The sequence below is a fragment of the Alteromonas sp. ABH4_456 genome (genome assembly GCF_056160645.1).
This window is the reverse complement of sequence record NZ_JBSWXO010000002.1, coordinates 139,915-163,302: the sequence shown is the minus strand read 5'-3', so window position 1 is coordinate 163,302 and position 23,388 is coordinate 139,915. Positions and strand designations below refer to the sequence as shown.

16 protein-coding genes are annotated in these 23,388 nt (G+C 50.2%); 8 read left to right on the top strand and 8 right to left on the bottom strand.

Annotated features, from left to right (window positions below):
- Positions 1–10 precede the first annotated feature (10 nt).
- The 3 genes from ACXAG2_RS03775 (at position 11) to ACXAG2_RS03765 (ending at position 4,587) form a co-directional block, all read left to right on the top strand.
- Positions 11–580, top strand: coding sequence for an RNA polymerase sigma factor (locus ACXAG2_RS03775; protein WP_474841838.1), 570 nt, complete (start codon positions 11–13; stop codon positions 578–580).
- A 69-nt stretch (positions 581–649) separates the two neighbouring features.
- On the top strand, positions 650–1,636 hold the full coding sequence (locus ACXAG2_RS03770; RefSeq protein ID WP_474864667.1) for a FecR family protein: 987 nt from the start codon (positions 650–652) through the stop codon (positions 1,634–1,636).
- A gap of 11 nt (positions 1,637–1,647) precedes the next feature.
- On the top strand, positions 1,648–4,587 hold the full coding sequence (locus ACXAG2_RS03765) for a TonB-dependent receptor (RefSeq protein WP_474864665.1): 2,940 nt from the start codon (positions 1,648–1,650) through the stop codon (positions 4,585–4,587).
- A 104-nt stretch (positions 4,588–4,691) separates the two neighbouring features.
- Here ACXAG2_RS03765 and ACXAG2_RS03760 read toward each other — a convergent pair whose 3' ends face one another.
- Both ACXAG2_RS03760 and ACXAG2_RS03755 read right to left on the bottom strand, forming a co-directional pair.
- The gene (locus tag ACXAG2_RS03760; protein ID WP_474864664.1) at positions 4,692–7,442 is read right to left on the bottom strand and encodes a TonB-dependent receptor; all 2,751 of its coding nucleotides are present in this window, start codon (positions 7,440–7,442) and stop codon (positions 4,692–4,694) included.
- A gap of 36 nt (positions 7,443–7,478) precedes the next feature.
- Positions 7,479–8,534, bottom strand: coding sequence for a Ca2+-dependent phosphoinositide-specific phospholipase C (locus ACXAG2_RS03755; protein ID WP_474864663.1), 1,056 nt, complete (start codon positions 8,532–8,534; stop codon positions 7,479–7,481).
- A gap of 227 nt (positions 8,535–8,761) precedes the next feature.
- On the opposite strand from ACXAG2_RS03755, the gene ACXAG2_RS03750 reads away from it, so the two are divergent.
- Positions 8,762–10,633: a metallophosphoesterase family protein gene (locus ACXAG2_RS03750; protein ID WP_474864662.1), complete on the top strand. Its 1,872-nt coding sequence runs from the start codon at positions 8,762–8,764 to the stop codon at positions 10,631–10,633.
- 24 nt (positions 10,634–10,657) lie between these two features.
- Here the strand turns inward: ACXAG2_RS03750 and ACXAG2_RS03745 are convergent, their stop codons facing one another.
- Positions 10,658–11,914 (bottom strand): aminotransferase class V-fold PLP-dependent enzyme, encoded by a 1,257-nt coding sequence (locus tag ACXAG2_RS03745; RefSeq protein WP_474864661.1) that lies wholly within the window; start codon positions 11,912–11,914, stop codon positions 10,658–10,660.
- Positions 11,915–12,170: 256 nt separating this feature from the next.
- Entirely contained in the window at positions 12,171–13,343 is a 1,173-nt protein-coding gene (locus tag ACXAG2_RS03740; protein WP_474864659.1) for an MFS transporter, read from the bottom strand.
- A 100-nt stretch (positions 13,344–13,443) separates the two neighbouring features.
- Here ACXAG2_RS03740 and ACXAG2_RS03735 point away from each other — a divergent pair, with 100 nt between their 5' ends.
- From ACXAG2_RS03735 to ACXAG2_RS03725, 3 genes are all read left to right on the top strand, one after another.
- Positions 13,444–14,349, top strand: a complete 906-nt coding sequence (locus tag ACXAG2_RS03735; protein ID WP_474864658.1) for a LysR family transcriptional regulator — start codon at positions 13,444–13,446, stop codon at positions 14,347–14,349.
- A gap of 210 nt (positions 14,350–14,559) precedes the next feature.
- Positions 14,560–15,033 carry a LabA-like NYN domain-containing protein gene (locus tag ACXAG2_RS03730; protein WP_474864656.1) on the top strand — a complete coding sequence of 158 codons (474 nt, stop codon included), beginning with the start codon at positions 14,560–14,562 and terminating at the stop codon, positions 15,031–15,033.
- Positions 15,034–15,080: 47 nt separating this feature from the next.
- Positions 15,081–16,100 carry a proline iminopeptidase-family hydrolase gene (locus tag ACXAG2_RS03725; protein WP_474864654.1) on the top strand — a complete coding sequence of 340 codons (1,020 nt, stop codon included), beginning with the start codon at positions 15,081–15,083 and terminating at the stop codon, positions 16,098–16,100.
- Positions 16,101–16,121: 21 nt separating this feature from the next.
- Here the strand turns inward: ACXAG2_RS03725 and ACXAG2_RS03720 are convergent, their stop codons facing one another.
- The 4 genes from ACXAG2_RS03720 to pedF form a co-directional block, all read right to left on the bottom strand.
- A complete protein-coding gene (locus ACXAG2_RS03720; protein WP_474864653.1) occupies positions 16,122–18,251 on the bottom strand; it encodes a 4Fe-4S binding protein in 2,130 nt (709 codons plus the stop codon).
- Positions 18,252–18,355: 104 nt separating this feature from the next.
- The gene (locus ACXAG2_RS03715; RefSeq protein WP_474864651.1) at positions 18,356–20,122 is read right to left on the bottom strand and encodes a methanol/ethanol family PQQ-dependent dehydrogenase; all 1,767 of its coding nucleotides are present in this window, start codon (positions 20,120–20,122) and stop codon (positions 18,356–18,358) included.
- 446 nt (positions 20,123–20,568) lie between these two features.
- A complete protein-coding gene (locus ACXAG2_RS03710) occupies positions 20,569–21,456 on the bottom strand; it encodes a substrate-binding periplasmic protein (RefSeq protein WP_474848418.1) in 888 nt (295 codons plus the stop codon).
- A 5-nt stretch (positions 21,457–21,461) separates the two neighbouring features.
- Positions 21,462–21,908: a cytochrome c-550 PedF gene (gene pedF / locus ACXAG2_RS03705; protein ID WP_303572225.1), complete on the bottom strand. Its 447-nt coding sequence runs from the start codon at positions 21,906–21,908 to the stop codon at positions 21,462–21,464.
- A 230-nt stretch (positions 21,909–22,138) separates the two neighbouring features.
- Between pedF and ACXAG2_RS03700 the strand changes: the two genes are divergently transcribed.
- Positions 22,139–23,386: an ABC transporter substrate-binding protein gene (locus tag ACXAG2_RS03700; protein WP_474864649.1), complete on the top strand. Its 1,248-nt coding sequence runs from the start codon at positions 22,139–22,141 to the stop codon at positions 23,384–23,386.
- The last annotated feature ends 2 nt before the right edge of the window (positions 23,387–23,388 follow it).

Sequence of the window (23,388 nt, the reverse complement as noted above, 5' to 3'; positions counted from 1 at the left end):
ATCTGCATTAATGTTGTCATCTCTCATTTCTTCAGCGAAGGCAACATTGAACGAAAGCAACTCTCCGGCTGACTGGCAGGGCATTACCGACCCGGCAGCCGTTCAGTCCCGCAGCGCGTTAAAAGCGTTTATCCGCGGGCTTACCAATGATCCGGTGGTAGCCGAAGACGTGCTGCAGGAAACCCTGCTGCGCACCAGTAAAAGTGTGCGCTTCGCCGAACTGGAAAATCCACTTGCCTACATGATTACCGTGGCGAAGTCGGTGCTGTATGATTTTCAGCGTAAAGCCGTGCCGAATGCCGTGGACTGGCAGAATGAAGAACTGGAAGCCGCCAACGACAGTCCCGAAACCCATTATCACAATGCAAGCAAACTGGCGTTTATTGAAAGCGTATTGGCGCAAATGTCGCCGTTGCGCCGGGAGGTTTTTGTTATGCGGCGGGTAGACGGTATGAGCCGGGATGACATCGCCGCCGCGCTGGATTTGAGCGTCGAAGCGGTGAAAAAGCACCTTACCCGGGCCATGGTAGAGCTTACGCTCAAACTGGAAGAAGCAGGTTGGACAGAATCGGCAGAATAATCATTCTTTTTGTCCCCGAAAGCATAGAATCACCATCTATATAATTGAATGTAAGTAACAGAGGCACAGATGACACACGCAGATCATTTAGATCAGGCCGCAGACTGGTTTGATCGTTTTGATGAACTGGACGAAAAGGGCAAGGTTGAATTGTCGCTGTGGCTTGCTGTGCCTGAACATCAACAAGCTTTCACGCGCATTGCAGCGGCGATTGGCCAACCCGAGGTGGCTGCGGCAGCAATACAGCTTGTCAACCGACAGCGAAACAATAAAACAACCACCACTGCGTCTGAGGTCGTCGAAATACGCCGTACAGCACGCCCGTGGTTTGCCATTGCAGCCAGCATGGCGGTGGCGGCAGTACTGGTTATCTGGTTGGGATTACAACACAATAATGCCGGTCAAGCAGAGTCGCCAGTGACTGTGGCTCAGGTTCAGACGCTGACCGTCGAAACGCCCGCAGGCTCAACTGAATCGGCCGTGTTGCGAGATGGCTCGGTGGTCTATCTGAGCGGCAATTCATCATTGCAGGTGAATCACACGCAGGCGTTGCGTGAAGTGAGCCTTACCCGGGGACAGGCTTATTTTGATATTGCCCACGCTCCGGAGCGCCCCTTCGTAGTTAATGTCGATACCACCAGGGTGCAGGTCGTCGGTACCGCGTTCGATATCGATAAGCTTGCGCATCAAACCGTGATCAGAGTGTACGAAGGTGTTGTTCGTGTGTTTGCTGACAAGTCGCTCACGCTGGTGAAAGGTGAGGGCGTGATATTGGAAGATGGCAACTGGCGCCGTACATTCCGAATCGACGACAGCCTGCTGCCTGAATGGCGAAGTGGCTGGCTGGATGTAGATAATCAGCCGCTTGGCATTGTAACCGAGCAATTGTCCCGCTATCTGAATAAGCCGGTGCACGTGTTAGGGAACGGTAACCAACGCATTAGCGGACGGTTTAATCTTAATGAAGCAGGGAAAAGCCTGCGATTGTTGGCGCAGACAGATGGGCTTTCACTGGAGGAAAAGGATGACGCCTACGTCATAACGGTGTCCGACTAGCAGGGCGGGTTGTGAAAGTGTTTAAGCCGTTAACGCTATCTCGCTTCTCGTTCACTGCCATCGCAGTGGCGACAGGTTTGTGCATTGCCTTACCCACCTGCGCTGCGGTTTCTTCATCGTCTCCTGTTCCTGTTTTTATTGCATCCCAACCGCTTAAAGACAGCTTGCGTGCGCTCTCTGAGCGGTTTGGTCAGTCTTTTGTCACTGACGCTGCAGTTAATACGGCCATGAGCACCCCAGCGTTGAATGGCCAGTTTACCTTGCCGCAAGCCTTAGAAGCGCTGCTACATCCCGCGGGATTGCAATACCGCATCACCGCCGAGGGTATCGTAATTAGTCCGGCAGATGAATCGCTCCCCCAAGCGCCTATTGAAGAGGTGGCAGTTACCGGATTACGGGCTTCGCTGGATGTCTCCCGTCAGCGTAAGCGTGAGAATCACGTGATTTCCGATGTGATTGCAGCAAACGATATTGCCAGTTATCCAGACCGTAACCTGGCTGAATCGATGCAGCGTATTCCCGGTATGTCGATTACCCGTGAAGCTGGGGAAGGCCGTCAAATCATGCTGCGGGGGCTCAACCCGGATTTCACCCTGGTTACCCTGAACGGCATGATAGTGTTGGCGAACAACGATTCGCCCATGGATAGCAGACTTCAGAAGCAGCGGGACCGTTCTTTCGATCTGAATTTGTTTGCCACCGATTTGTTCAGTGAAATACAAGTGCTGAAAACCTACGATGCTGAATTACCCACAGGGGGAATGGCAGGCATTGTGGCGCTTAAAACCGCGCACCCTTTCGACCACCCCGGTTTACACTGGAACCTGTCTGCCCAAACCGGTGAGAACCAGTTTACCGACGCATTATCGAAGCGGGTATCTGCCATGGTGTCGAATACCCGTGGTCACTGGGGCGCATTGTTCTCTGTGGCCTACGGCACCCGTTCTTATCAGGAAATGGGCGCAAATACCTTTCGGTGGCGCAGTATTCCGCCTGATGGGGCGGATATCTCCGCCTTACCAACAGCGCTTGCCAGTGCATGGCAAAATGGCGAGTTAACCATACCTCGGGGGAATCGCTACTCGGTATGGCAGAGTGACATGGACCGCGCCGGAGTGGGAGCCTCCATTGAATATAAAACCGACTTTGCCCACGTTACCCTGGATTGGTTGCACGGACGTTTGGCTGGTGAGCGTTACGAGTATCACTTATATCCAAGAGGCTTTAATTCGACTCCGGTGATTGAAGGGGAAACCCGCATCGTTGATGCCGCTGTGAACGACCAGAACGAACTGATCTACGCGGCCTATGAACAGGCCCAGGTTGGCACAGAGAGCCGTTATCAGCAAGTGGCCACCATTTACAACCAATGGGTGATGAATTTTGAGCATCATTGGGCAGAGTCGCTAACCGGCAGCGGTGTGATTGGCTGGGAGCATGCCCGCTACGATATGCCCCTCAGCAACAAGGCCTATATGGAAGGGGAAACCGATATTACGGTGGATTATCGTCAGGACGATCGCTTTGCTGACATCACCTATCAGGACGACCTGACGCAACCCACTTTCTGGCAAATGAAAGAGCTGGACGCGGAAGCCTATTTCGCCACTACGGATTTTTTCAATGCCCGCTACACGGTAGCCTACAAGCCGACTGATAACACGACCTGGAAGACCGGCCTTGAGCTGGTTCATTTTCGCAATCAGACCGATTTCTATGATATTCAGGATCTCCTGTCTGCAGACTGGGCAAGCGGGCAACGAGACAGCACGGTGCCTGAAAGCTACAGCACCCCTCTCACTGCTCATCCAAAGCTGAACTGGCTGACACTCAATACCAACGCGATATTTGGTTATTTCGGATTGCCCAATGAGGTAAGTGCACTGAAGGGCACCCATGCTGCCGCTGAAAGTGAATATAGCACCGAACAAGACGACATCATCGAGCAGCGCCTGGCGCTGTATTCGTCATTCAGCACAGATTGGGGAAACTGGTTGCTGGATGCAGGCTTACGCATTGAAAGCGAGCAAACCCGTGTCAGCGATTCTGACAGCGAGTTCGCCCGCAACCGCACACTGCGTCACACCCATTGGCTACCTGCGGTGAATCTGCGTTATCGACTGGCCACAGACAACACATTGCGTCTGAGTGTGAGTAAAACGCTGGGCCGCCCGCAGTTAGATGATCTGGCCGCTGCTGTACGCTATGACAGCGAAGAAAATACGCTCTATGGCTACAACGACAGCCTGAAACCCTACAGTGCTTACAACATCGATGTGGCCTGGGAGCGATATCTTTCCGACACCAACCGGTTTGCAGTGAGCGCCTTTACAAAGTATCTGGATGACTACATAGTTTATGTAAGTGATAACTTACTCATCAGTCAGCTTCCGGAATACGAAGGCTTGTTTTCGCTATCTGCAAGCGACAATGTGACACTGGTCACTGCACAGAATGCCCGGCAAACCTGGCTTTACGGTGTAGAAGCCAGTGTTCAGCTTGAGACACTCTGGCCATGGTCGCCCCAATATCATCTTGGTGTGGTGGGGAATGTGAGTTACATCCAGGGCGATCTTACTTACCATAATGCCAATACCGGCGAAATGCTGTCGGTAAAAAGCTTACCCTTTCTTTCGCCCTGGCTGGCAAACATCACTGCATACTGGGAAAGCTACGATTTAAGTATTCGTCTTTCCGCTACCTATCGCGACGACTATCTCGCAAGGGTCGATAGCCAGACTTTGCAGGATGAAGACGAAACCGGCTTTGAAGAAAGCGTGTATGTTGATGCCGTCGTTGCCTGGTATGTGGCGGATAACTGGGAGCTACGACTGGAAGCTACAAACCTCACCAATCAACGGGAAATTCAGTATTCGGATTCTTCTCACCGCCCTTACAACACCACGCTAAGCGGGCGGGATTACTACGTTGGCGTAACGTATCGTTTTTGAATCACTACACAAAATGTGTATCAAGGCTAGATAGGTAAAAACAAAACAGATACAAACAAAAAAGGGCCGTGAAACCGGCCCTTTTGGGTTGTTCAGTGAGAACGTTACATAACGTAAGTCACGCCCAGATATACAGTACGGCCACTTAGTGTGGTGTTGTACAGGCGGTCATCAGAGTCAGAGTACTGCTCTTCACGCTCATTGCTGAGGTTAATGCCTTCCAGGCTCACTTTCAGTTTCTCGTTAATGTTGTAGAACGCAGAGAAGTCATAGTAAGTCGTGCCGTGGAAACCCGCTTCATCTTGATCATCACTGGAAGTTTCTACCTGTGTCAGGTAGTCATCACGATGAGCAGCAGATATGCGTGCACCCCAGGTTTCTGTTTCATAGTAAACCGTTAAGTTATAGGTGTTTTTCGACAGTCCATAGAACGGACGGGATACCTGCACGTTTTCGCCGTCTACCAGCACATTGTGTACCGACTCGCCATCCGCATAGGTGTAGTTGGCAATCGCGCCTAGCTTATCAAATGGAGCTGGCAGGAAGTCGAAATCGCGCTGGAACGCCACTTCCCAACCGCTGAAATCGCTGTCTTCCAGATTCTGCGGCTGCGACACGTTGTATAGCGTGCTGGCAGACTGCGCCACGCCGTTTTCGTCTACCGCGCCTTCAATCAGGGCTGAAGGATAACCGGTCTCACCGTAAGGTGTAGGAATGGTGGTGGTGGCAATAAAGTTGTCGATATCTTTGCGGAAGTAAGACAGGGCTGCGTAGCCTACATCATCAAAATAGTATTCAACGCCGGTTTCCATGTTCAGGGTTTCGAATGGCCGCAGTGACGGGTTACCAGAGCTGATAGACAAACCACTTGAACCGGCCAGCGGATCGGTGTTGATGCTCCCGCCAACGGCCAGGTTATTCAGTGTTGGGCGAGTAAGGTTTTTACCTGCACTTGCGCGTAAAACCAGATTGTCGGTGGCATACCACGCCAGGTTCATCGCTGGCAGGAAACCGTCGTAGTCACTCTCAATGGTAACGTAATTGGTGTCGTTAACCAGGCCGGTAGACGCAATTTCTGTTTCGTAATAACGCACACCAAAGTTTGCTCGCAGTTCGGTATCGCCTAACAGCATGTTCACATCGTAAAGCGCGTACGCTGCTTTGGTTTCTTCTTCCACCTTGTTTGGCGTACGGCTCATGGTGCCATTGCGGTCGATATTGAAGTCGGCAAGCACGGCGTTCACATCAGTACTCAGCCACGACTGACGCTCGTGCCCGTTGTTCACGTACACAGTGGCAGGGTCAACTATGTCAGACACTTCACCCGACTGCCATTCACTGCGCAGCAGGTTATTGGTCTGCAGGTAGTTGTCCATGTGTTTGAACTTCTTATACGACAACCCAAACTTCACGCTGCTGATATCATTCAGGAAAAAATCGGCATCGATTTTAGCCACGTCGAAACTGTTCTCTACTTCGTTTTCAAGCAGGTCAATTTCATGGTAGCGGAATTCATCGATGTTAGTCGGATCGTAATCGTTGATATAGGTGTTCTGGCCATAGAAACGGTCTGGGCGGAAATCCAGTGTCATGTCGGCGAAGGACTCAAGATACACTTTAGCGCTGTTGTCTTCATATTCGCTTTTCATGTGACCAGCAAGTGCAGATAGCGATAAATCAGAGTTCACTGTCCAGTCTGCATTGAATACAAATTGGGTAATTTCTGTTTTCGCTGTTTGATCGCGGCTTTCTGAATGCAGCGCCGTGTTTTGCCATTCTGAGTACACCACTTCACTATTAGTGTTGTATTCAATGTCAGTTAGTTCAGAGCAGTAGTAGCGCGCACCGTCATCGTAGTCCGGCCCGGTGCAGCCTAATGCGGTTGAGCTGGAACCACGGCTTTGCAGGTGGAATTCAGAGCGCTTGTTATCCAGTTTGCCGTACAGCGCATCTAAGCCGAACGAGAGGTCGCTGGTAGGACGGTATTGCAAAGCAACCGTTGCCCCCAGACGGGTTTGATCGCTGTTAAACAAAGAATAGCGACTACCACGGGAGAAGCGCAAATCACCACTGTTTACCGCGTCTTGATCTTCCGCTGATAACGCAGAAATATCAGAACCTTGAGCATCACGAGGACGCCAGCGATAGGTGTTATAGCCCTGTTCGCTGGTATCGCGGTTGCTGTATGCAATGGAGAACAGTGCGCCGAACTTGTCCCAGGTATTCGAAACCAGAGCCGCGATGCGCGGACTGGTGTCCTCGGTATTTGAATTTTGACCCGCTTGTGCACTGATAGCACCTTTAAAGCCGTCATAATCAAAAGGTTTGGCAGTATGCAGACCAACAGTACCGCCGATACCGCCTTCATCCATGTCTGCAGAGTATGATTTCTTCACGTCGATTTGGTTAAACAGTTCAGACGCAAAAATGTTGAAGTCGAAAGAACGTGAGTTGTTTGTGGTACCGCGGCTGTCCATGGGTGAAGAAGACGTGCCCAGCGCTTCCATGCCGTTTAGTTGTACTTGCGTAAAGTCAGCATTTAGACCTCGTAATGAAATCTGACGGCCTTCGCCGGCTTCACGGGTAATGGTGACACCCGGTACACGCTGCAGGGATTCTGCCAGGTTCAGGCTGGGGAAGTCGGCAATGTCTTCTGCAAGAATAGTATCTTGTGTGCCCAGCGCATCTTTTTTCAGATCTTTTGCTTTAATGAGTGAGCTACGAAAGCCTGACACTTCAATTTTTTCAATGTCGTCGGCACTGGCTTGTTCTTGCGCCATGGCAGCAGAAGAAACGGAGCCTAATACGCTGATGACGGAAGCCGCCAATACGTGTTTTTTAAACGTGGTTGTCATAGTGTGTTCCTATTTTTTAATGTCGAGTGATGTGAATTATTGGGAAACCGGGTTATTCCGGCGCAGGGCGCCATCGGCAAAACTGACGACGTGGCCGTCACGTTTTGCCTGAGGGGAACCCGGATAAAAATCGGTGGAAATCATTTGCGCGCCACTGGTAAACGCCGCCATTTTTTGCGCTGTTTTTTCTTCATTGCTGGCACTAAAGTCAGCATCGGCACGGGTGCGAACCAGAAACCCCTCTGCCACACGCTGTTTAATTTCAGTGTGTTGCGTGATCGGGGCGTTGATGATCATGAAAGCGGCGCCATCATCGCTTGCTGGTAACGAGGCAAACATCACGCGACCTTTCAGTCCTGCATGGTTTTCCATGAAGCGCGCGTTTTGTTCAAAGTTGCCATCGAACACGAAGATAAATTTGCCGCGCAGGCTGTCAGCGTCGGGCCAGCCGCGTTCAAGCACAGCTTCGCGCAGAGAGCTGAAATCACCACGGATATCGTCAGGGGTGATTACGCGCTCTTTTAATACTGTGCGGATGACGTCATTCAATTGGTCATAAGTGGCGGCGGTGAACGGCGCAGGCGCAGGGCTATTTACAAAAGAAGGCTGGTTCTCTTTGGTGTTCATCAGTACCACGACAGGGAAGTGGTCAGCATGGGCCTCAGACCAGCGTTTTAACTTGTTCAGGCAAGCGGCAAAACCGGTGCAGTGAGATTGCACATCAACGTGAGGTATGTGCAGTACCTTAAAACCCGGTCGTGCCAGCTCCCGTTGAGCCTCATTACTTAGCCAGGTTTCGCCAAGGCGAGTGGCCAGTTCCGGTTTGTCATATTGATTGCCTGTGGGGTCATTCACCACGTCAATTTCTAACTGACGCAAACCGGAATCCAGCTGTGCTTCAAGAGTGCCATGGCCGTAATTAATTTGTTTGGCAGCTCGCGGATTGTTTTTGGCCAAAAACTGATAAACCGACGCTGGTAAACCTTGCTTATAACTGTTGTGCGAGCCAATCCATTGATAGTCCGTCAGCGCATCTGCAAACGTGGGTTGCGTGGCCGCAATGGATAAAAGCAGGGTAGTTAAAAGTCGCATTGGTTTTCTCTCACAGGTCATGTGTGAGGAAGATGCGAAAAACAAAATTTCGGGGACAACAAAAACTTGCTAACCTATTAATATTCATAAAATTGTCACATTGCAGATGAAGTTTTTGTGACATTGGGTAATATTTGTCCCCGTTTTCTCAAAGTGTGCGTCTATGTGAATTGGGACGCAGTTTTTATGTGTTTTTAACTTTGGTTTATCAGCTTTCAGGACTAAAAATGGGAAGTGCATTGTTGATGAGATGGCTGGCTGGCACGGTTGCCATGTTGTTACTTTCTGGCTGCGACGTAGATGTGGCAAAAACGGAAACGCCGGAAACTAATTATCAGGAGAAAGAACAGGAAGTAAAAATTGCCTTTCTTGCAGACATTCACTTGCATGATTTCTTCGCTGCAGCTAAAGATTTGGATGCATCTGAACTGCCACTGATAGCTGATACCCCGATCTCAGGTGACAGCTCGCAGGGAGCACAAACGCCGGTGTTGATGCGCAGTATGCAGGCACAGCTCAACAGTACCCGGCTGTTTAATGAAAACTACTTTGTTTTTCGCGCAGCTCTGGATGAGATTGCTGCCAAAGGTATTAAGCTGGTGGCGTTGCCCGGAGATTTTTCTGATGACGGCCAGCCCGCCAATGTGAAGGCGCTGGCTGACATTCTGGCTGAATACTCGGGCAAATACGACATGCGCTTTTTTGCCATTACCGGCAACCACGACCCCGTGCGACCCTTCTCCCGTGCCGGAGGAAAGAAAGACTTCTTGCATCGCAACGGTAAAGAAGTGGCGGTGATGAGTCCTGATCACCCTGATTGCCTGAATAAATCTGCATGGCAATGCAGCAATGCACTGCGGGAATGGGGCTACGCTGACATCATGGAAACCCTCAAATCACAGGGCTTCAGCCCGTCATCGCAGGATGTGTTGTATGAAACACCCTTTGGGACAGCCGATGTCAGTAAGCGCGGCTGGCGCTGGTGCGACCCCGGCAACGGAAGTGAGGAAAGCAATACGGGCGAGAAGAGCAACCCGACTGAAGAGAACGGGGAATCTTGTATTTTTATGCCGGATGCCAGCTATTTGATTGAACCGGTAGAGGGCCTTTGGTTACTGGCTATCGACGCCAATGTGTACACGCCCAAAGGTAAGGTTTCGTCGCTGGAGTTCAATGGTTCAGGGAATGCAGGTTACAACGCGCTGATGGACTATAAACCTGAGCTCATTGACTGGATCGCCGGCGTGGTAAAGCGGGCAGAAGAGCTAGACAAGCGCCTGATTGCATTCAGCCATTTTCCCATGGCGGACTTCTACGACAACACACAAAAACAACTGGCTGAGCTGTTCGGAGACACCGGTATGCAACTAAAACGTATGCCGTCAGCATCGACAACGCAGATCCTCTCTGATCTCGGATTGCGGCTGCACATGGCAGGGCACATGCACCTGTACGACATTGCAAAACCTGAAGACACCGGCGGGCTGGTGAATGTGCAGGTGCCGTCGCTGGCTGCCTATCAGCCGGGTTACAGCGTGGTTACCCTGAACAATGATGGCAGCGCTCAGGTAGATACCATCATTCAGCAGCAAGTTGCCCGTTTTGATACTTTGTTCCCTGTGTATGCTAAAGAGTGGCAATACCGCAAGCAGGCGGGACTGATAAACTGGGATAACACCATTCTGGATGCACCGGACTATCTGCGATTTACCGACGCGCATTTAAAAGAAGTGGTGCGACAGCGCTATGTGGGTCGTGAATGGCCTAAGCCGCTGGCTACTTTCATTCAAAGCAAAACGGTTGGTGACGCACTGGAAACGCTGGTATGTGCCAATGTCAGTCGCGTTACAGATGAAGGATTGTTTACAATGCCCGCCATCACACTGGCTAATGATTATTACCGTATCAGGAATGCCGGTCAGTTTGCTGACCTTGGTGGACGGGAAGTCGTGTACGAGCGTCTTAGTGATGCCACGTTACATTGTGAGTTGCCAGAAGCCGCCCCTGTGCAATCGCAACAGGTGAGGCGCTTTGTCGAACTGCTCAGCGACGTGGCGGTATCACGGGATGTCACGTCAATTACGGTGAAGGGCGTTTAACAAGGGCGCTGGTGCGCCCTGTTATCAGCCTGCGATTGTGGTGATCGCTTCTGCCAGCTTCTGCATGTGGGCAACCGGCGTAAAAATTTGCGGTGTCACCCTAATATTACTGCCGCTGGATAAGTCGTTTCTGACAACGGTAAAAATATCGAATTCTTCTTCCAGGCGTTTTTGTAACGCCTGATTTTCTTCGGGGCTGGTTTTGCCTTTTAAACGAAAGCCACCCATACCAGATGCATTAGCTGAGCTGGCTGCGCCAAGTATTTCAACTTCAGGGTTTTCCCTCAGCGGTAGCGTCCAGCTTTCCCACAAATACCGCAACCGCGCTTCTTTATTTTTGCCGCCAATTTTGTGGTGAAATGCCAGTGCATCCGGCACGCTTAAGAAACTGGCGAAGTCAGACGTTGCAAGATGTACGCGGTTAGCCACGTCATTGTCGCCCGGGTCTTCGCCCGGAAAGGGCATTACAGGAGCTAAGGTTTGTTCCCGCATATACAGAGCGCCTACACCCACCGGTGAACCAATCCATTTGTGCAAATTGAAAATTGCCCAGTCGACACCAAGTTCATCCGGCGTGAAGTCGAGTAATCCCCAGGACTGAGCGGTATCACAGATAACATAGATGCCATGTTCCCGCGCGAGTTGTGCAATACGCTTAACCGGCATAACAAGGCCATGCTGATTGCTCACATGAGTAAGCAGCATCAGTTTTATACGTGGATTGCGCTCAAATGCTTTGCGATACACATCAATATAATCATCATCTGTACCGGAGGCCGGAAGTGATAACTCGTGACCTTTAACGTTTCTGCTGTCACTTAACCAGACCATCATGTCCTGGTAGGCGGGGTAATCGATATCTGCCCACAAGATTTCATCACCTGCCTTAAAATCATTGAACTGAGTGAGCAAATTCACAAATGATTCAGTGGCGTTGCGGGTCAGCATGATCTCATGATCTTTAACTTTTAAAGCGTCAGCAACAGACTTCCGCGCGGCAAGAAAATCGGCTTTATACTGCTTACGCACGTACCAGGACATGGCATGATTGACCTTCTTCGTGTGGTCAAAGAAGGCTTGCTGAACCGGGTTAGCCATTTTGCCCCAGTAGCCCTGTTCCAGATTGATGATGTCGTTTTGCACATCAAACTGACTGCGTACGACTTGCCAAAAGTTCTCATCTCGGGCCACGGTTGCAGCTGAACCAAGCGGACTTTCAAATTGCTGAGCAGATAAAGATAAAGCGGTAGATGATGCGGCAAATGCCGCTGAATATTTCAAAAACTGTCTTCTGGATGACATGTGTTCCCCGAACCTTGTTATTTTTAGTAATGTTATAGTGTTGCATTGCCTACGCTATAACCCTGAAATGTAAAAGTCCCGGTTTTGAGACGGATGTGCGGAAAATTTAGCCGAAGATGCGGTAGCCGGAGAGATGGATATGGAAGTTGTATGGGAGAGAAGAAGTTTGTCAGCCCCTTGAAGGCATCTGCACGAAAGGCAGGTGCATCCTGTTGCTGGCCGGTTATCTAATTATTCATTCCGGCCAGGTGCTTAAAGCAAAGCTTGTTTTCTTTCTGCTGGCAACTAACACCATGAGTAGCCCAAGTAGTGCGGTGCCTGCGCCAGCTAAGGCCACCGCAGGTAATCCAAGACCTGCACTTATAACGCCGCCACCTAAAGCTGCGCCAACCGCATTGCCAAGATTGAACGCACCAATGTTCATTGCCGATGCCAGATTCGGCGCTTCGCTGGCTTCCTGAACCACCAGTGATTGCAGCGGTGGAACCACAGCGAAGCTGGCAATGCCCCAAAGGAAAATCAGTGGCACAACGATAACGGAAGAAGACATGGTAACGGTAAAGATCACCAGCAGCAGAATAACCGCGATTAATGACACGATTAACGTGCCGTACAAAGTGCGATCGGCATAGCGTCCGCCCAGCACATTGCCTACTGCAAGCCCCACGCCGTAAAGCACCAGCATGGCCGTTACAAAGGTGGTTGAAGCATGGGTTTCTTGTTGCAGAATAGGCGCGATGTAGGTAAATACCGTGAACATAGAACTGGCACCTACCACTGTTAACAGGAGCGCTGCCAATACAGAACCCTTGCTTAACACGGCTAATTCATTACGAATGTTCGCCTTCTCCTGATTCACCAACGGAGGCAAACTAAAGCGCAAGGCTATCATTGCCACTAAGCCGATTGCCGCAATGCCCAGAAACGCATTTCGCCAGCCCAGCGTTGTGCCTACAAAGCTTGCCAGCGGCACACCGCCAACGGTCGCGATAGTAAGCCCTGAAAACATTGCCGCAACCGCCCCGGCGCGTTGATTCGGCGGCACTAACTGAGTTGCTACCACAGCACCAACACCAAAGAATACGCCATGATTGAACGAGGTAATAATGCGGCTAATCATCAATGCGCTGTAACTGTCGGCCAGCGCGCTCATTAAATTACCCAGGGTAAAAATGCCCATGGACAAAACCAGCAGGCGACGGCGCGGCATATTGGCAAACAGTAAAGTCATGACCGGCGCACCCACCAGTACCCCGAAAGCATATGCACTAATGAGAATGCCCGCTGTTGGAATAGAGACGCCTAAGTCATCTGCTATCACAGGCAACATTCCCATAGGAGAGAATTCCGTTACACCAATTCCAAAAGCACCAATGGCCAGTGCCATCAGTGGAAAGTTAATCTTCATGTTGAACTCAGGTTTATTTATGATGTTAGGGAATATAACGACATAAAGAATCACCGAGTAGTGGGGTGAGAAGCTAATCTGTTTTGCATTGGATTCACAAATGAAACAAGTTAAAGCTGATAAAACGGCTGAAATGGAAACCTTTTTAACGGTGGCGACACTCGGCAGTTTAAGCGGAGCAGCAAGAGAACTGGGCCTGACACCATCGGCAGTGAGCCGGATGATGACCCGCATAGAAAAGCGTTTAGGTGTACGGCTGCTTGTCCGTTCTACCCGCAAACTTTACTTAACCAGTGAAGGCGAATCTTACGCCCTGGCTGCCAGGCGGATTTTAAAAGATGTCGAAGAGACCGAGCGCGCCATTGCTGATCGCGCCAGCCCAAGCGGTTTGATTAAAGTGAGTACCGCAACGGCTTACAGTCGTCTAACCATGATTCCCTTGTACAAAGAGTTTTTAGAGCGCTATCCCAACATCAAAATAGAAGTCGAAGTGAGCGATAAAATCAGTAATGTGGCCGACGGACACATCGATGTCGCAATACGCTTTGGTCCTTTACCTGACAGCAATTTAACCGCCAGGCGCTTAGGTGAAACCGGCAGAACTGTGGTCGCATCACCCAATTATTTAGCGCAGGCGGGTATACCTGAAACCCCCGCCGACTTAAAGCACTTTAATTGCCTGGATTTCAGCTTCCAGCGCATAGAGCCCGGCTGGCCTTTTCGTGAAAATGGTGAAGATTATATTTTGCCCATAGAAGGAAATATGACGTCTAACAATGGTGAAACGTTGGTTGAACTTACCATGGCTGATATTGGCATTACCCGGGTCGGCAACTTTCATATCGAACAGGCGCTCGCATCGGGACAACTTGTTCCACTGCTGGAAGACTTCAATCCACAAGACAAAGAAGTTATCCACGCTGTGTTTATTGGCGGGCGACACATGCCGGCCAGAGTGAGGGTGTTTGTGGATTATCTGGTTGAGAAAATGGCTTCTAATTCCTAAGGATCATTCATCGCCTATATCACTCTGCCTGTTTTCACATGAACTGCAAATAAGGTTTTCTTTTGCAACGGACAGAGAGCGTTTTTGTTAGAATGACAACCTTTATAGTCAGTATGCGCTACGCAGGTTGCTCCGGGTTTGCTGATGGTTAACGCTATTTAAGTATTTAAGTATTTAAGTATTTAAGTATTTAAGTATTTAAGGTCTGTTGTGAAAAAAACCGGTATTTTTGTCGATGTACAAAACGTCTATTACACCACCCGCAGTGCGTTTAAGCGCAACTTCGACTACAACCGTTTTTGGGCTGAGGTGACTCACGACAGGGAAGTGATGACTGCCAATGCGTATGCCATCAATCGTAACGACGAAAAGCAGAAACAGTTTCAGAATATTCTCAGGGCTATTGGCTTTGAGGTGAAGCTTAAGCCGTTTATCCAACGCGCCGACGGCAGTGCCAAAGGCGATTGGGACGTGGGCCTAACGCTGGATATGATGGAAGCAGCGGAATATTGCGACGTACTTGTACTGGTATCCGGCGACGGTGATTTTGATTTGCTGGTTCAGCGTGCGCGGGAAAAGCACCAATGTGAAGTGGAGGTGTACGGTGTTGAAGCGCTGACTGCCGACAGTCTGAAACGTGCGGCTGACCGCTTTGTGCCGGTAATGGATAATCTGCTACTCTAAGCGCCTTTTTTTGTTCCCAGAATAACGACTACAAACCGGATTAGTTCATGCGCTTCAAACTCCCGTCATCAGCCAAAGCTGTGGCTTTATCAGTACTCACTGTTCTCTCTTATTGTGTAACGTCTTTCAATTCGGTGGCAGAAACCGCAGCCTGGGCTCAGCCTGAAAAGGAACTGATGGTACCGGTAGAAGGCGGCGAAATTTATGTGCGCTTAAATGGCCTTGAACATAAAAACGCGATACCTGTGATATTTATTCACGGTGGTCCGGGTGGCACGCATAATGGCTTTGCCGGTATGACGGAGCTGGCCAACGACCGTATGGTAATAATGTACGATCAACTCGACAGCGGTAAATCAGAGCAGCCAAATGACCCGGTCAACTGGCGGGTAGAACGCTTCGTTAATGCTCTGGAAACTATCCGCAAAACGCTGGGGCTGAGCAAATGGCATGTTGTGGGCCATAGCTGGGGCTCGGCGCTGGCTCTGGAATACTCGGCTAAATATCCGCAGTACACCGTATCTACGGTTTTAGGAGGCACGTTTATTTCGACGCCACATTGGATCATGGATGCAAACCTGCTGGTAAAAGCCGCCCCGCAAGACGTACAGGCAACGCTGAAACAGTGTGAATCAGCGAAGCCACCGGAAGGCGACGTTTGTCGTAAGGCTTACACCAAACTTTATTCTGTTTATTACACTCGGGGTATTGGCACCGAAGCGGCCAGAGCCTATTACGGGAACGTAGGCGGCAACGGCTTTAATCCGCTTATCTACAACAAGATGTGGGGACCGAGTGAGTTTTCATCTACTGGCGTGCTGAAAAGCTACGATGCCACCCATTTACTGGCAGACATTGACCCGATGAATACTTTGTTCATGATTGGCCAGTACGATTCAGCTCGTATCGATACCGTACAGGATTATCTGGCTCTGACACCGGGAGCAGAACTGGCTGTGGTGCCAGGTGGTGCACACGGTTTCTATAACGACCGGCCACGCATTACTTTTGCATTGTTGAAAAGCTGGTTGGACCGAAAAGATCCTCAAGCTGCTAAGCCTGAATAACAAAAAGTGCCCTGGCAGAAATCAGGCCGGCGTATAAATTTCTACATCGCCTTTGCGCTGTTTTTCATTGCGCCCCGCTTTCTCCTGCCGCTTTGCTTTCTTAAGCGGTGGGCATAAATCATCGTTGTTGTAATAAACAATACACTCCAGACACTGCACGCACTCGTTGTAATTGATATCACCTTTAGGCGTGATGGCTTTGATGTCGCATTTGTGATGACAGAGCGTACAGGGGTTGCCACAGGCCTTGCGACGGGTGAGCCATTCACCGGCGTGGAAGTAACCGAGCACCGCTAAACCAGCGCCCAACGGGCAGACATAGCGGCAGTAGAATTTATTGATCCAAAGCCCGGCGACCAGCAGGGCAACCGCATACAGCACAAATGGCCAGGTACGCACAAACTGGAGTGTAATAGCGGTTTTGAACGGTTCCACTTCTGAGGCAATTTCAGCTACCCTCACTGAGGCGAAAGAGGTGATTACCAGGCCAATCAGAATGGCGTACTTAACCCACCAGAGTTTACTGTGAGCGTCGAAAGGCACTTTCTTCTGACGGATGCGCAGCTTTTTCGCCACCCAGCCCACCATTTCCTGCAGTGCGCCAAACGGGCACAGCCAACCACAAAAAATACCGCGACCAACAATAAACAGACTGACGAATACGTAGCTCCAGAGGACGAACAAAATGGGGTCCATCAGGTACATATTGATGTCGAAACCATTGATCACACTTTGCAAGATTGGATAAATATTGACGATAGAAAGCTGTCCCTGCCACAGCCAGCCGATGAAAATCAGTGTGTAGGTCAGGAAGCTCCAGCGAACCCGGCGGAATAGCTTCTCATTCGCCGATAATCGATGCTGAAAGATAAAAATCAACGTGACCAGAATCAGGCTCACCACCAGTACCGAAATATCGACGATGCGGTTTTCCCAGATGCGTACCCAGGGCGCTTTCGGCGCTTCCTCTACCGCGGCTTCGGCAAAATCAAACAGGTTTTCAGGCAGGCTGTAGTCGTCATGCAGGTGCAATTGATTGCGGATGAGGTGGTTGCGGGCAATATCAATGTTCAGATTCAGCGACATGGTATCGCCGGGGTTGAATCCGGACTGGGTGTTTACCACGAATACCTGTACATCGTCGCTCTCAGGCATGCCTGCGCTCAATTGCTGGTCGGCATAACTGTAGAAGTTTAAATCCCGCATGGGGAAGGGCAAATCATTCTGCGTCAGCGAAATGCGGTTGGCTACCGTGCCGGGTTTGAAGTCGTCTTCCTGGTAGCTGAAGAAACCTTCCGACATCACCAGAAATGCCTGCTCATTGGGTTTGAGAATACCCATTAAACGTTGATATTCGCTGTCACCCAACAAATTACGCCCGATAGTCGGGGCGTTCAGGTAGGCGTAATACACGTCGAAGTTATCGTAGGAAAGGTCAAAGGTATCGCCGGGGAATGTATCAAGCTCAATGTTGAAGCCGTCAGCCATGTTCTGCTGGCTGATACGCCATTGACGAACCAGACCTTCTTCCAGTAACTGCTGCCAGCTTTTTTCTTCATACATCTCTTTCGGTGTGGCCAGCGGGGAGCTGGCGAACCCGGACAATAACTGACGTGCGACTTTCAGCGAAGACAACAAAATGGTGTCATTGATGATGATCACCGACACCGTGGCCTTGGTTACGCCATCCACATGCACCGTAGAGGGGTCGTCGGGATTATTCTTTGCGGCGGAATCCACAATCACCCGCTGTCCCACATTCAGACCTTCATACTGATTTATGAAATTGAGCATGGGTTCCGGGCCGAGCCCGTGCAGGAAAATGGGCTCGTGGTGATTAATTATCCGAATGCCTTTTACATTTCCGGCGGTGTCGATGCCAATTAGCAGGTTGATGCGGGTGCCGGAAAAGCCCGGCAGATTCACCAGGTCGTTACTGGCAAATACATAGCCCAGCAATTCCTGTAACTGATAAACCGGTTGCACGGGGACACCGGTTTGCTTTTCGCCAATGAGCGTGGCTTTAGGAAAAATGGATTGAATAAGGGAATCATCGATACTGACTTCTTCAGCCAGAACAGCACATGCGCTAAAGCAGAGTGAAATAAAGAAGAAGGTTCTTAAAAAGGCAGTATGGATGAATCCTGTCATGAGGCGGGTCCTTAAAAAAAGAGCCGGCGTCAGGTCCATACCAGCTCTTTGAAGAAAAACTCGTAACAGGGTTGTGGGACCAAAGCCCTGCTACGATGCCCGCGTTACGAGCGAGGCAACTTGAAGGTCCAGACAGTGCCGCCCTGGTTGATGTCTTTTACGCGTTTGGCAACTTCACCACCCCAAAGAGGTACTGCGCCGCCCCAGCCAGACAAGATACTCAGGTATTGCTCACCGTCCATTTCCCATGTAACCGGAGAGCCTACGATGCCTGAACCTGTATTGAACCGGTAAACTTCTTCACCTGTTTTGGCATCGAAGCCCATCAGATAGCCTTCAGGTGTACCGGTAAAGACCAGGTTACCCGCAGTGGCCAGAACACCGCCCCACAGAGGTGCGTTGTTTTTATATTCCCAAACGGTTTTACCGGTTTTAGGATCGATGGCTTTCAGTGAACCGATGTGATCTTCGTAAACAGATTTGATAGTGAAACCAGAACCCAGGTAAGCTGCACCTTTTTTATAGCTTACCGGCTCGTTCCAGATGTCCATGCCCCATTCGTTAGACGGAACGTAGAACAGACCGGTGTCCTGGCTATACGCCATAGGCATCCAGTTCTTACCACCCAGGAATGAAGGTACTGAGAATACCGTTTCACCTTTCTCACCGTTCTCGCTTTCAGCAGGGTTACCCGGGCGACCGCCCTCTTTGTAAATTGGCGTACCATCATCATTCAGGCCTTCAGCCCATGTGATACCGCTTACGAACGGGAAGCCACGGAGGAATTCGCCGTTTTCACGGTTTAGTACATAGAAGAAACCATTACGGTCAGCCGTTGCGGCCGCTTTGACGGTTTTACCTTTTTCTTTGTAGTCAAACGCAATCAATTCGTTTACGCCGTCGAAATCCCAGCCGTCATGTGGTGTGGTCTGGAAGTGCCAAACGATTTTTCCTGTGTCAGGATCGATAGCCAGACGTGAAGAAGAGTAAAGGTTGTCGCCGGGACGTAAGTGAGAGTTCCATGGTGCAGGGTTACCTGTACCCATGAAAATCAGATCCTGGTCAGGGTCGTAGGTGCCGCCAAGCCATGTTGCTGCACCACCGGTTTTCCACAGGTCGCCAGTCCAGGTTTTGTTTGCTTCACCACCGGTGATGCCGTTTTCTTCACCGTTCAGGTAACCCATGTGACCTTCAACAGTCGGACGGGTCCATACCAGTTCACCGGTTTTCGCATCGCGGGCTTCAACTTTACCTACGATACCGAATTCACCACCAGAGATACCTGTTACAACCATGCCTTTAACAATCATAGGCGCAGCAGTGAATGAGTAACCTGCTTTATAGTCACCCATTTTCTTACGCCATTTCACTTTACCGGTTTTCTGGTCAAGGGCGACCAGAATCGCATCCAGCGTACCGAAGATAACCAGGTCGTCATACAGTGCTGCACCACGGTTGATAACGTCACAGCAAGGCATGATGCCGTCTGGCAGACGGGCTTCGTATTGCCACAGCTCATCACCGGTTTTAACGTCAATGGCATAAATACGTGAATAAGAACCTGTTACGAACATCACGCCATCGTGTACCAGAGGCTGTGATTCCTGACCGCGCTGCTTCTCACCGCCTAGCGAGAAAGCCCACACAGGGTGCATTTTCTTAACGTTTTTGGTATTCAGTGTGTCCAGCGGGCTGAAGCGCTGTCCGCGCGGGCCCATGCCATAGCTTAAAATATCGCCGGTGGTTTTAGCGTCGTTAAGTATGTCTTTATCGGTAACGCCTGCCGCCTGAACACCGCCTAAGGTGCTAAGAGACAAGGCCAGACCGACAGCAGAGCTAATCAGGTGACGTGAAACTGTTCGACTTTTCATCAGGTTTCTCCAGTAGTTCAACAGGTGCTTCGGTGGTCTTTCCACCTTTTTACACAAGCGGCTCGTCTGAAAAACAGTTGTATTAGTTGGGAACGTTCTTCTTACGGCCTTGCATTATTGTTAATCCGCCCTCCGGACCCTAAGCATAGAACATCTTCGGACGACGACATGGTCAGTATTAGCTAATGTTTTTTTAACAACCATTAAACCTTGGATTATCATTTTTACTCCCTTGGTAGTAGTACCCTGAAAAACGGGTCAAAAAGGGAGGGTGAGAAGCACAGGTAAATAACCTCAGGTCAATAGAATATGTGGTCTGCATAACAAATCATGATGATCGCGGAACAGTGTGTTTGGGGATGAATCAGTACTGAAAAAGACGGGAAATATCTAATATAAAAATGGGAAGCGTGTTGATGCCGGGACCACGCTCCCCGTTATCCCGGTTATTCTCCGGCGTATAACCCGGGTACCGTGTAGGTAATTTTGTAGTCGTCAAAAATGGCCTTCATACGACCGTCTTCGATCATAGGGACGGTGATGTCTTCAATAGAATAAGCCAACTGCCGGTAATCCGTTTTCACCGCCATACCAATATCCCAGGCTTTAATGCTCATTGCTGCAAGACCGGTAGCATTGATAGTGAAAGTATCAGTGGCTGGCTGTGCCCACTCCAGCTGAGATTGCATGCCCGCGACTGCGGCGACTTCCCCTTTTTTGAACAGGTCTATGCCATCGAAGGTGGTTGTTGTGTGTACCATGTTCTTGCGCAAACGGCCGCCAATGGTCGAACCTAAAAAGGTGTCGGGAAGTGAGTCGATTTCCACGGCAATTTTCTCGTACTGGAAAATCGCCAGTGTGTCGATGCCATTAGTTTTTTCAGTGTTCTTCAGAAGGGCCCATTTTTCACGGTGATAAGGGCCGAACATCACCACCATTTCATTACGGGGCAGACCGTATCCGTCAATGCCGTAACTGAATTTACGGTCGTAAGGAACACGCAACATCAAATCCGCTTTCTGGCGGGTAATGATATGGCCTTTCCATACTGCCTGTCGTAAATCATCTTCCAGATTTTCATCGGCATTAATCCACATCCAGCGTGGCTCAACACCTAATCCTGCAGCGATGGCTTTTCCTACTTCAATGTCGACACCGGCAGGAGATTCATCGTCCAGAAAAGAATAAGGGGGGAAATTATTGTAGACCGCAATGGTGATATAGCCTGACTCAATAATATCGTCATAGCTTCGGGCCTGAACAGAAAAAGCGCTGCCTGCCATAAAGGCAGCCAGCGCAAGGCCCGTTATCCAGCAACGTAATAAGCGAGCCATAGCTGTTACTCGGGGGTGCCGCGAGTTTCGATGTAAGATTTGATTGCCCACATTGCTTCCTGACTAAGGATGCCTTCGAATGGCGGCATGTAAACACGGCCGTCGATAACTGCACCGTTACGGATACGCATCATGAACCAGTCGTCAGCTTCTTCCGGACTAAAAAATTCGTTTTCGTCATTCAGTTTACGCAGATCCGGAGTGATACCGCCAGAAATAACTTCCAGGCCGTGGCAGCGGGCGCAGTTCTGGTTGTAGGCAGAGTCACCAATTTTAATTGCCAGCTCATTACCAGTGTAAGGGTTTGTGGCTTTCCATTCCTCGCCCAGTTGAGGTAACGCGCTGGTGTCCACTGCCTGTGGTGTAACATCGCCATGAGCAAGGGCCTGCGCTGAAGATACAGCGATAACCGCTGCCAGCGTACTACGCAATATGGTTGAGAAATTTTTCATTTATACATCTCCAAAAGTTGTCAGATAGTGTCAATGCTGGTTAGAGTTGGCGGACAACTTGAGTAGGTTTTGTTGTGTTTGCGACATAACCAGACACGTTTTAAAAGGTAGGTGATATGCCGGATGCGTCCAATTGTACTAAGGTAGTAAACCTTTCATCCTTTGTGCTCATTCATAATGGACTGGTCATCAACTAGTATTTAGTTCACCTTCGCAAAAGGAGTACCGGTATGTTCGCCCCACTAATAACGATAATGGCGACACCAGGCCTGGCAATACCGCTGAAAGCTGCATCAAGTTATGTGATGCGGTTGCTGGCTATGCCGTGTCTGCTAAGCCTGCTGGTGCCCGTCACACAATCCTTTGCTGACGAATTACCGGTAAATATAGCCTATGTAAAACAAACCGGACTGACGTCTTCTGCCTCACTGGCGCTGTTTAAAACTCCTGCGAACAATGGTGTTGCCGGCGCTTTGCTGGGGACGGATGATTCCAATACCACCGGTCGCTTTCTTAAACATCACTACGCGCTGACGGTACTGGAAGATGCCAGCGGGGAAGCCCTTACCGGCAAAGTACAGGCGTGGCTGACAGCCAATAACGGGCCTCTGATCCTGGATGTGCCCGACAGTACCTTGCAGGCAATTCTGGCCCTGCCCGGTGCGGACGCCGGGCTGATGCTCAATGCAACAAACAAATCTGACAATTGGCGGCTAAATCAATGCCGGGCCGGTTTACTGCACACTTCCCCGAGTTACGCCATGCTGGGCGATGCGCTGGGTCAGTTTCTGATGGCAAAACGCTGGCGGGAATGGTTTTTAGTTTCTGGCAGCGGTGAAGGCGATACAGCCATGGCGCAGGCCTTTGAACGGGCATCAAAGCGCTTTGGCACCAAAATTACCGGGCGTAAAACCTGGACCTTCGACACGGATTTACGCCGTACTTCCCAGCAGGAAGTGCCCGCCCTGACGCAGGGGGAAGATTATGACGTGGTGCTGGTGGCAGATACACAAAACCTGTTTGGTTTTTATTTGCCCTATAACACCTGGTTGCCCCGTCCGGTAGCCGGTACCCACGGACTCAAAGCCGCTTCCTGGCATCGCAGTATTGAGCAGTGGGGAGCTATCCAATTGCAAAACCGCTTTTTTGAGGCGAATCAGCGCCCTATGAATGACGACGACTTTAACGCCTGGCTTGCTGTCAGAGCCGTTGCTGAAGCGGTCACCCGAACAAAATCGAATAACTCTGCTACGCTTTATCAATACCTTATGAGCGATAACTTCGAGCTGGCAGCGTTCAAAGGACGCAAACTGACCTTCCGCCAGTGGAACGGACAACTGCGTCAGCCCATCCCGTTAGTGCAGCCGGAATCTCTGGTTTCCCAATCTCCTCAGGAAGGTTTTCTTCATCCCGTGACGGATTTAGATACGCTGGGGTATGACAAGCCGGAAGTTCGTTGTTCCATGGTCAAGGAGTAAGT

Bases quoted from the DNA above. Each gene is read 5' to 3' on its own strand.
- ACXAG2_RS03750 (WP_474864662.1), top strand. From the start codon at position 8,762: ATGGGAAGTGCATTGTTGATGAGATGGCTGGCTGGCACGGTTGCCATG.
- ACXAG2_RS03740 (WP_474864659.1), bottom strand. From the start codon at position 13,343: ATGAAGATTAACTTTCCACTGATGGCACTGGCCATTGGTGCTTTTGGA.
- ACXAG2_RS03725 (WP_474864654.1), top strand. From the start codon at position 15,081: ATGCGCTTCAAACTCCCGTCATCAGCCAAAGCTGTGGCTTTATCAGTA.
- ACXAG2_RS03710 (WP_474848418.1), bottom strand. From the start codon at position 21,456: ATGGCTCGCTTATTACGTTGCTGGATAACGGGCCTTGCGCTGGCTGCC.
- ACXAG2_RS03755 (WP_474864663.1), bottom strand. From the start codon at position 8,534: ATGCGACTTTTAACTACCCTGCTTTTATCCATTGCGGCCACGCAACCC.
- ACXAG2_RS03760 (WP_474864664.1), bottom strand. From the start codon at position 7,442: ATGACAACCACGTTTAAAAAACACGTATTGGCGGCTTCCGTCATCAGC.
- ACXAG2_RS03720 (WP_474864653.1), bottom strand. From the start codon at position 18,251: ATGACAGGATTCATCCATACTGCCTTTTTAAGAACCTTCTTCTTTATT.
- ACXAG2_RS03715 (WP_474864651.1), bottom strand. From the start codon at position 20,122: ATGAAAAGTCGAACAGTTTCACGTCACCTGATTAGCTCTGCTGTCGGT.
- ACXAG2_RS03700 (WP_474864649.1), top strand. From the start codon at position 22,139: ATGTTCGCCCCACTAATAACGATAATGGCGACACCAGGCCTGGCAATA.
- ACXAG2_RS03770 (WP_474864667.1), top strand. From the start codon at position 650: ATGACACACGCAGATCATTTAGATCAGGCCGCAGACTGGTTTGATCGT.
- ACXAG2_RS03775 (WP_474841838.1), top strand. From the start codon at position 11: ATGTTGTCATCTCTCATTTCTTCAGCGAAGGCAACATTGAACGAAAGC.
- ACXAG2_RS03735 (WP_474864658.1), top strand. From the start codon at position 13,444: ATGAAACAAGTTAAAGCTGATAAAACGGCTGAAATGGAAACCTTTTTA.
- pedF (WP_303572225.1), bottom strand. From the start codon at position 21,908: ATGAAAAATTTCTCAACCATATTGCGTAGTACGCTGGCAGCGGTTATC.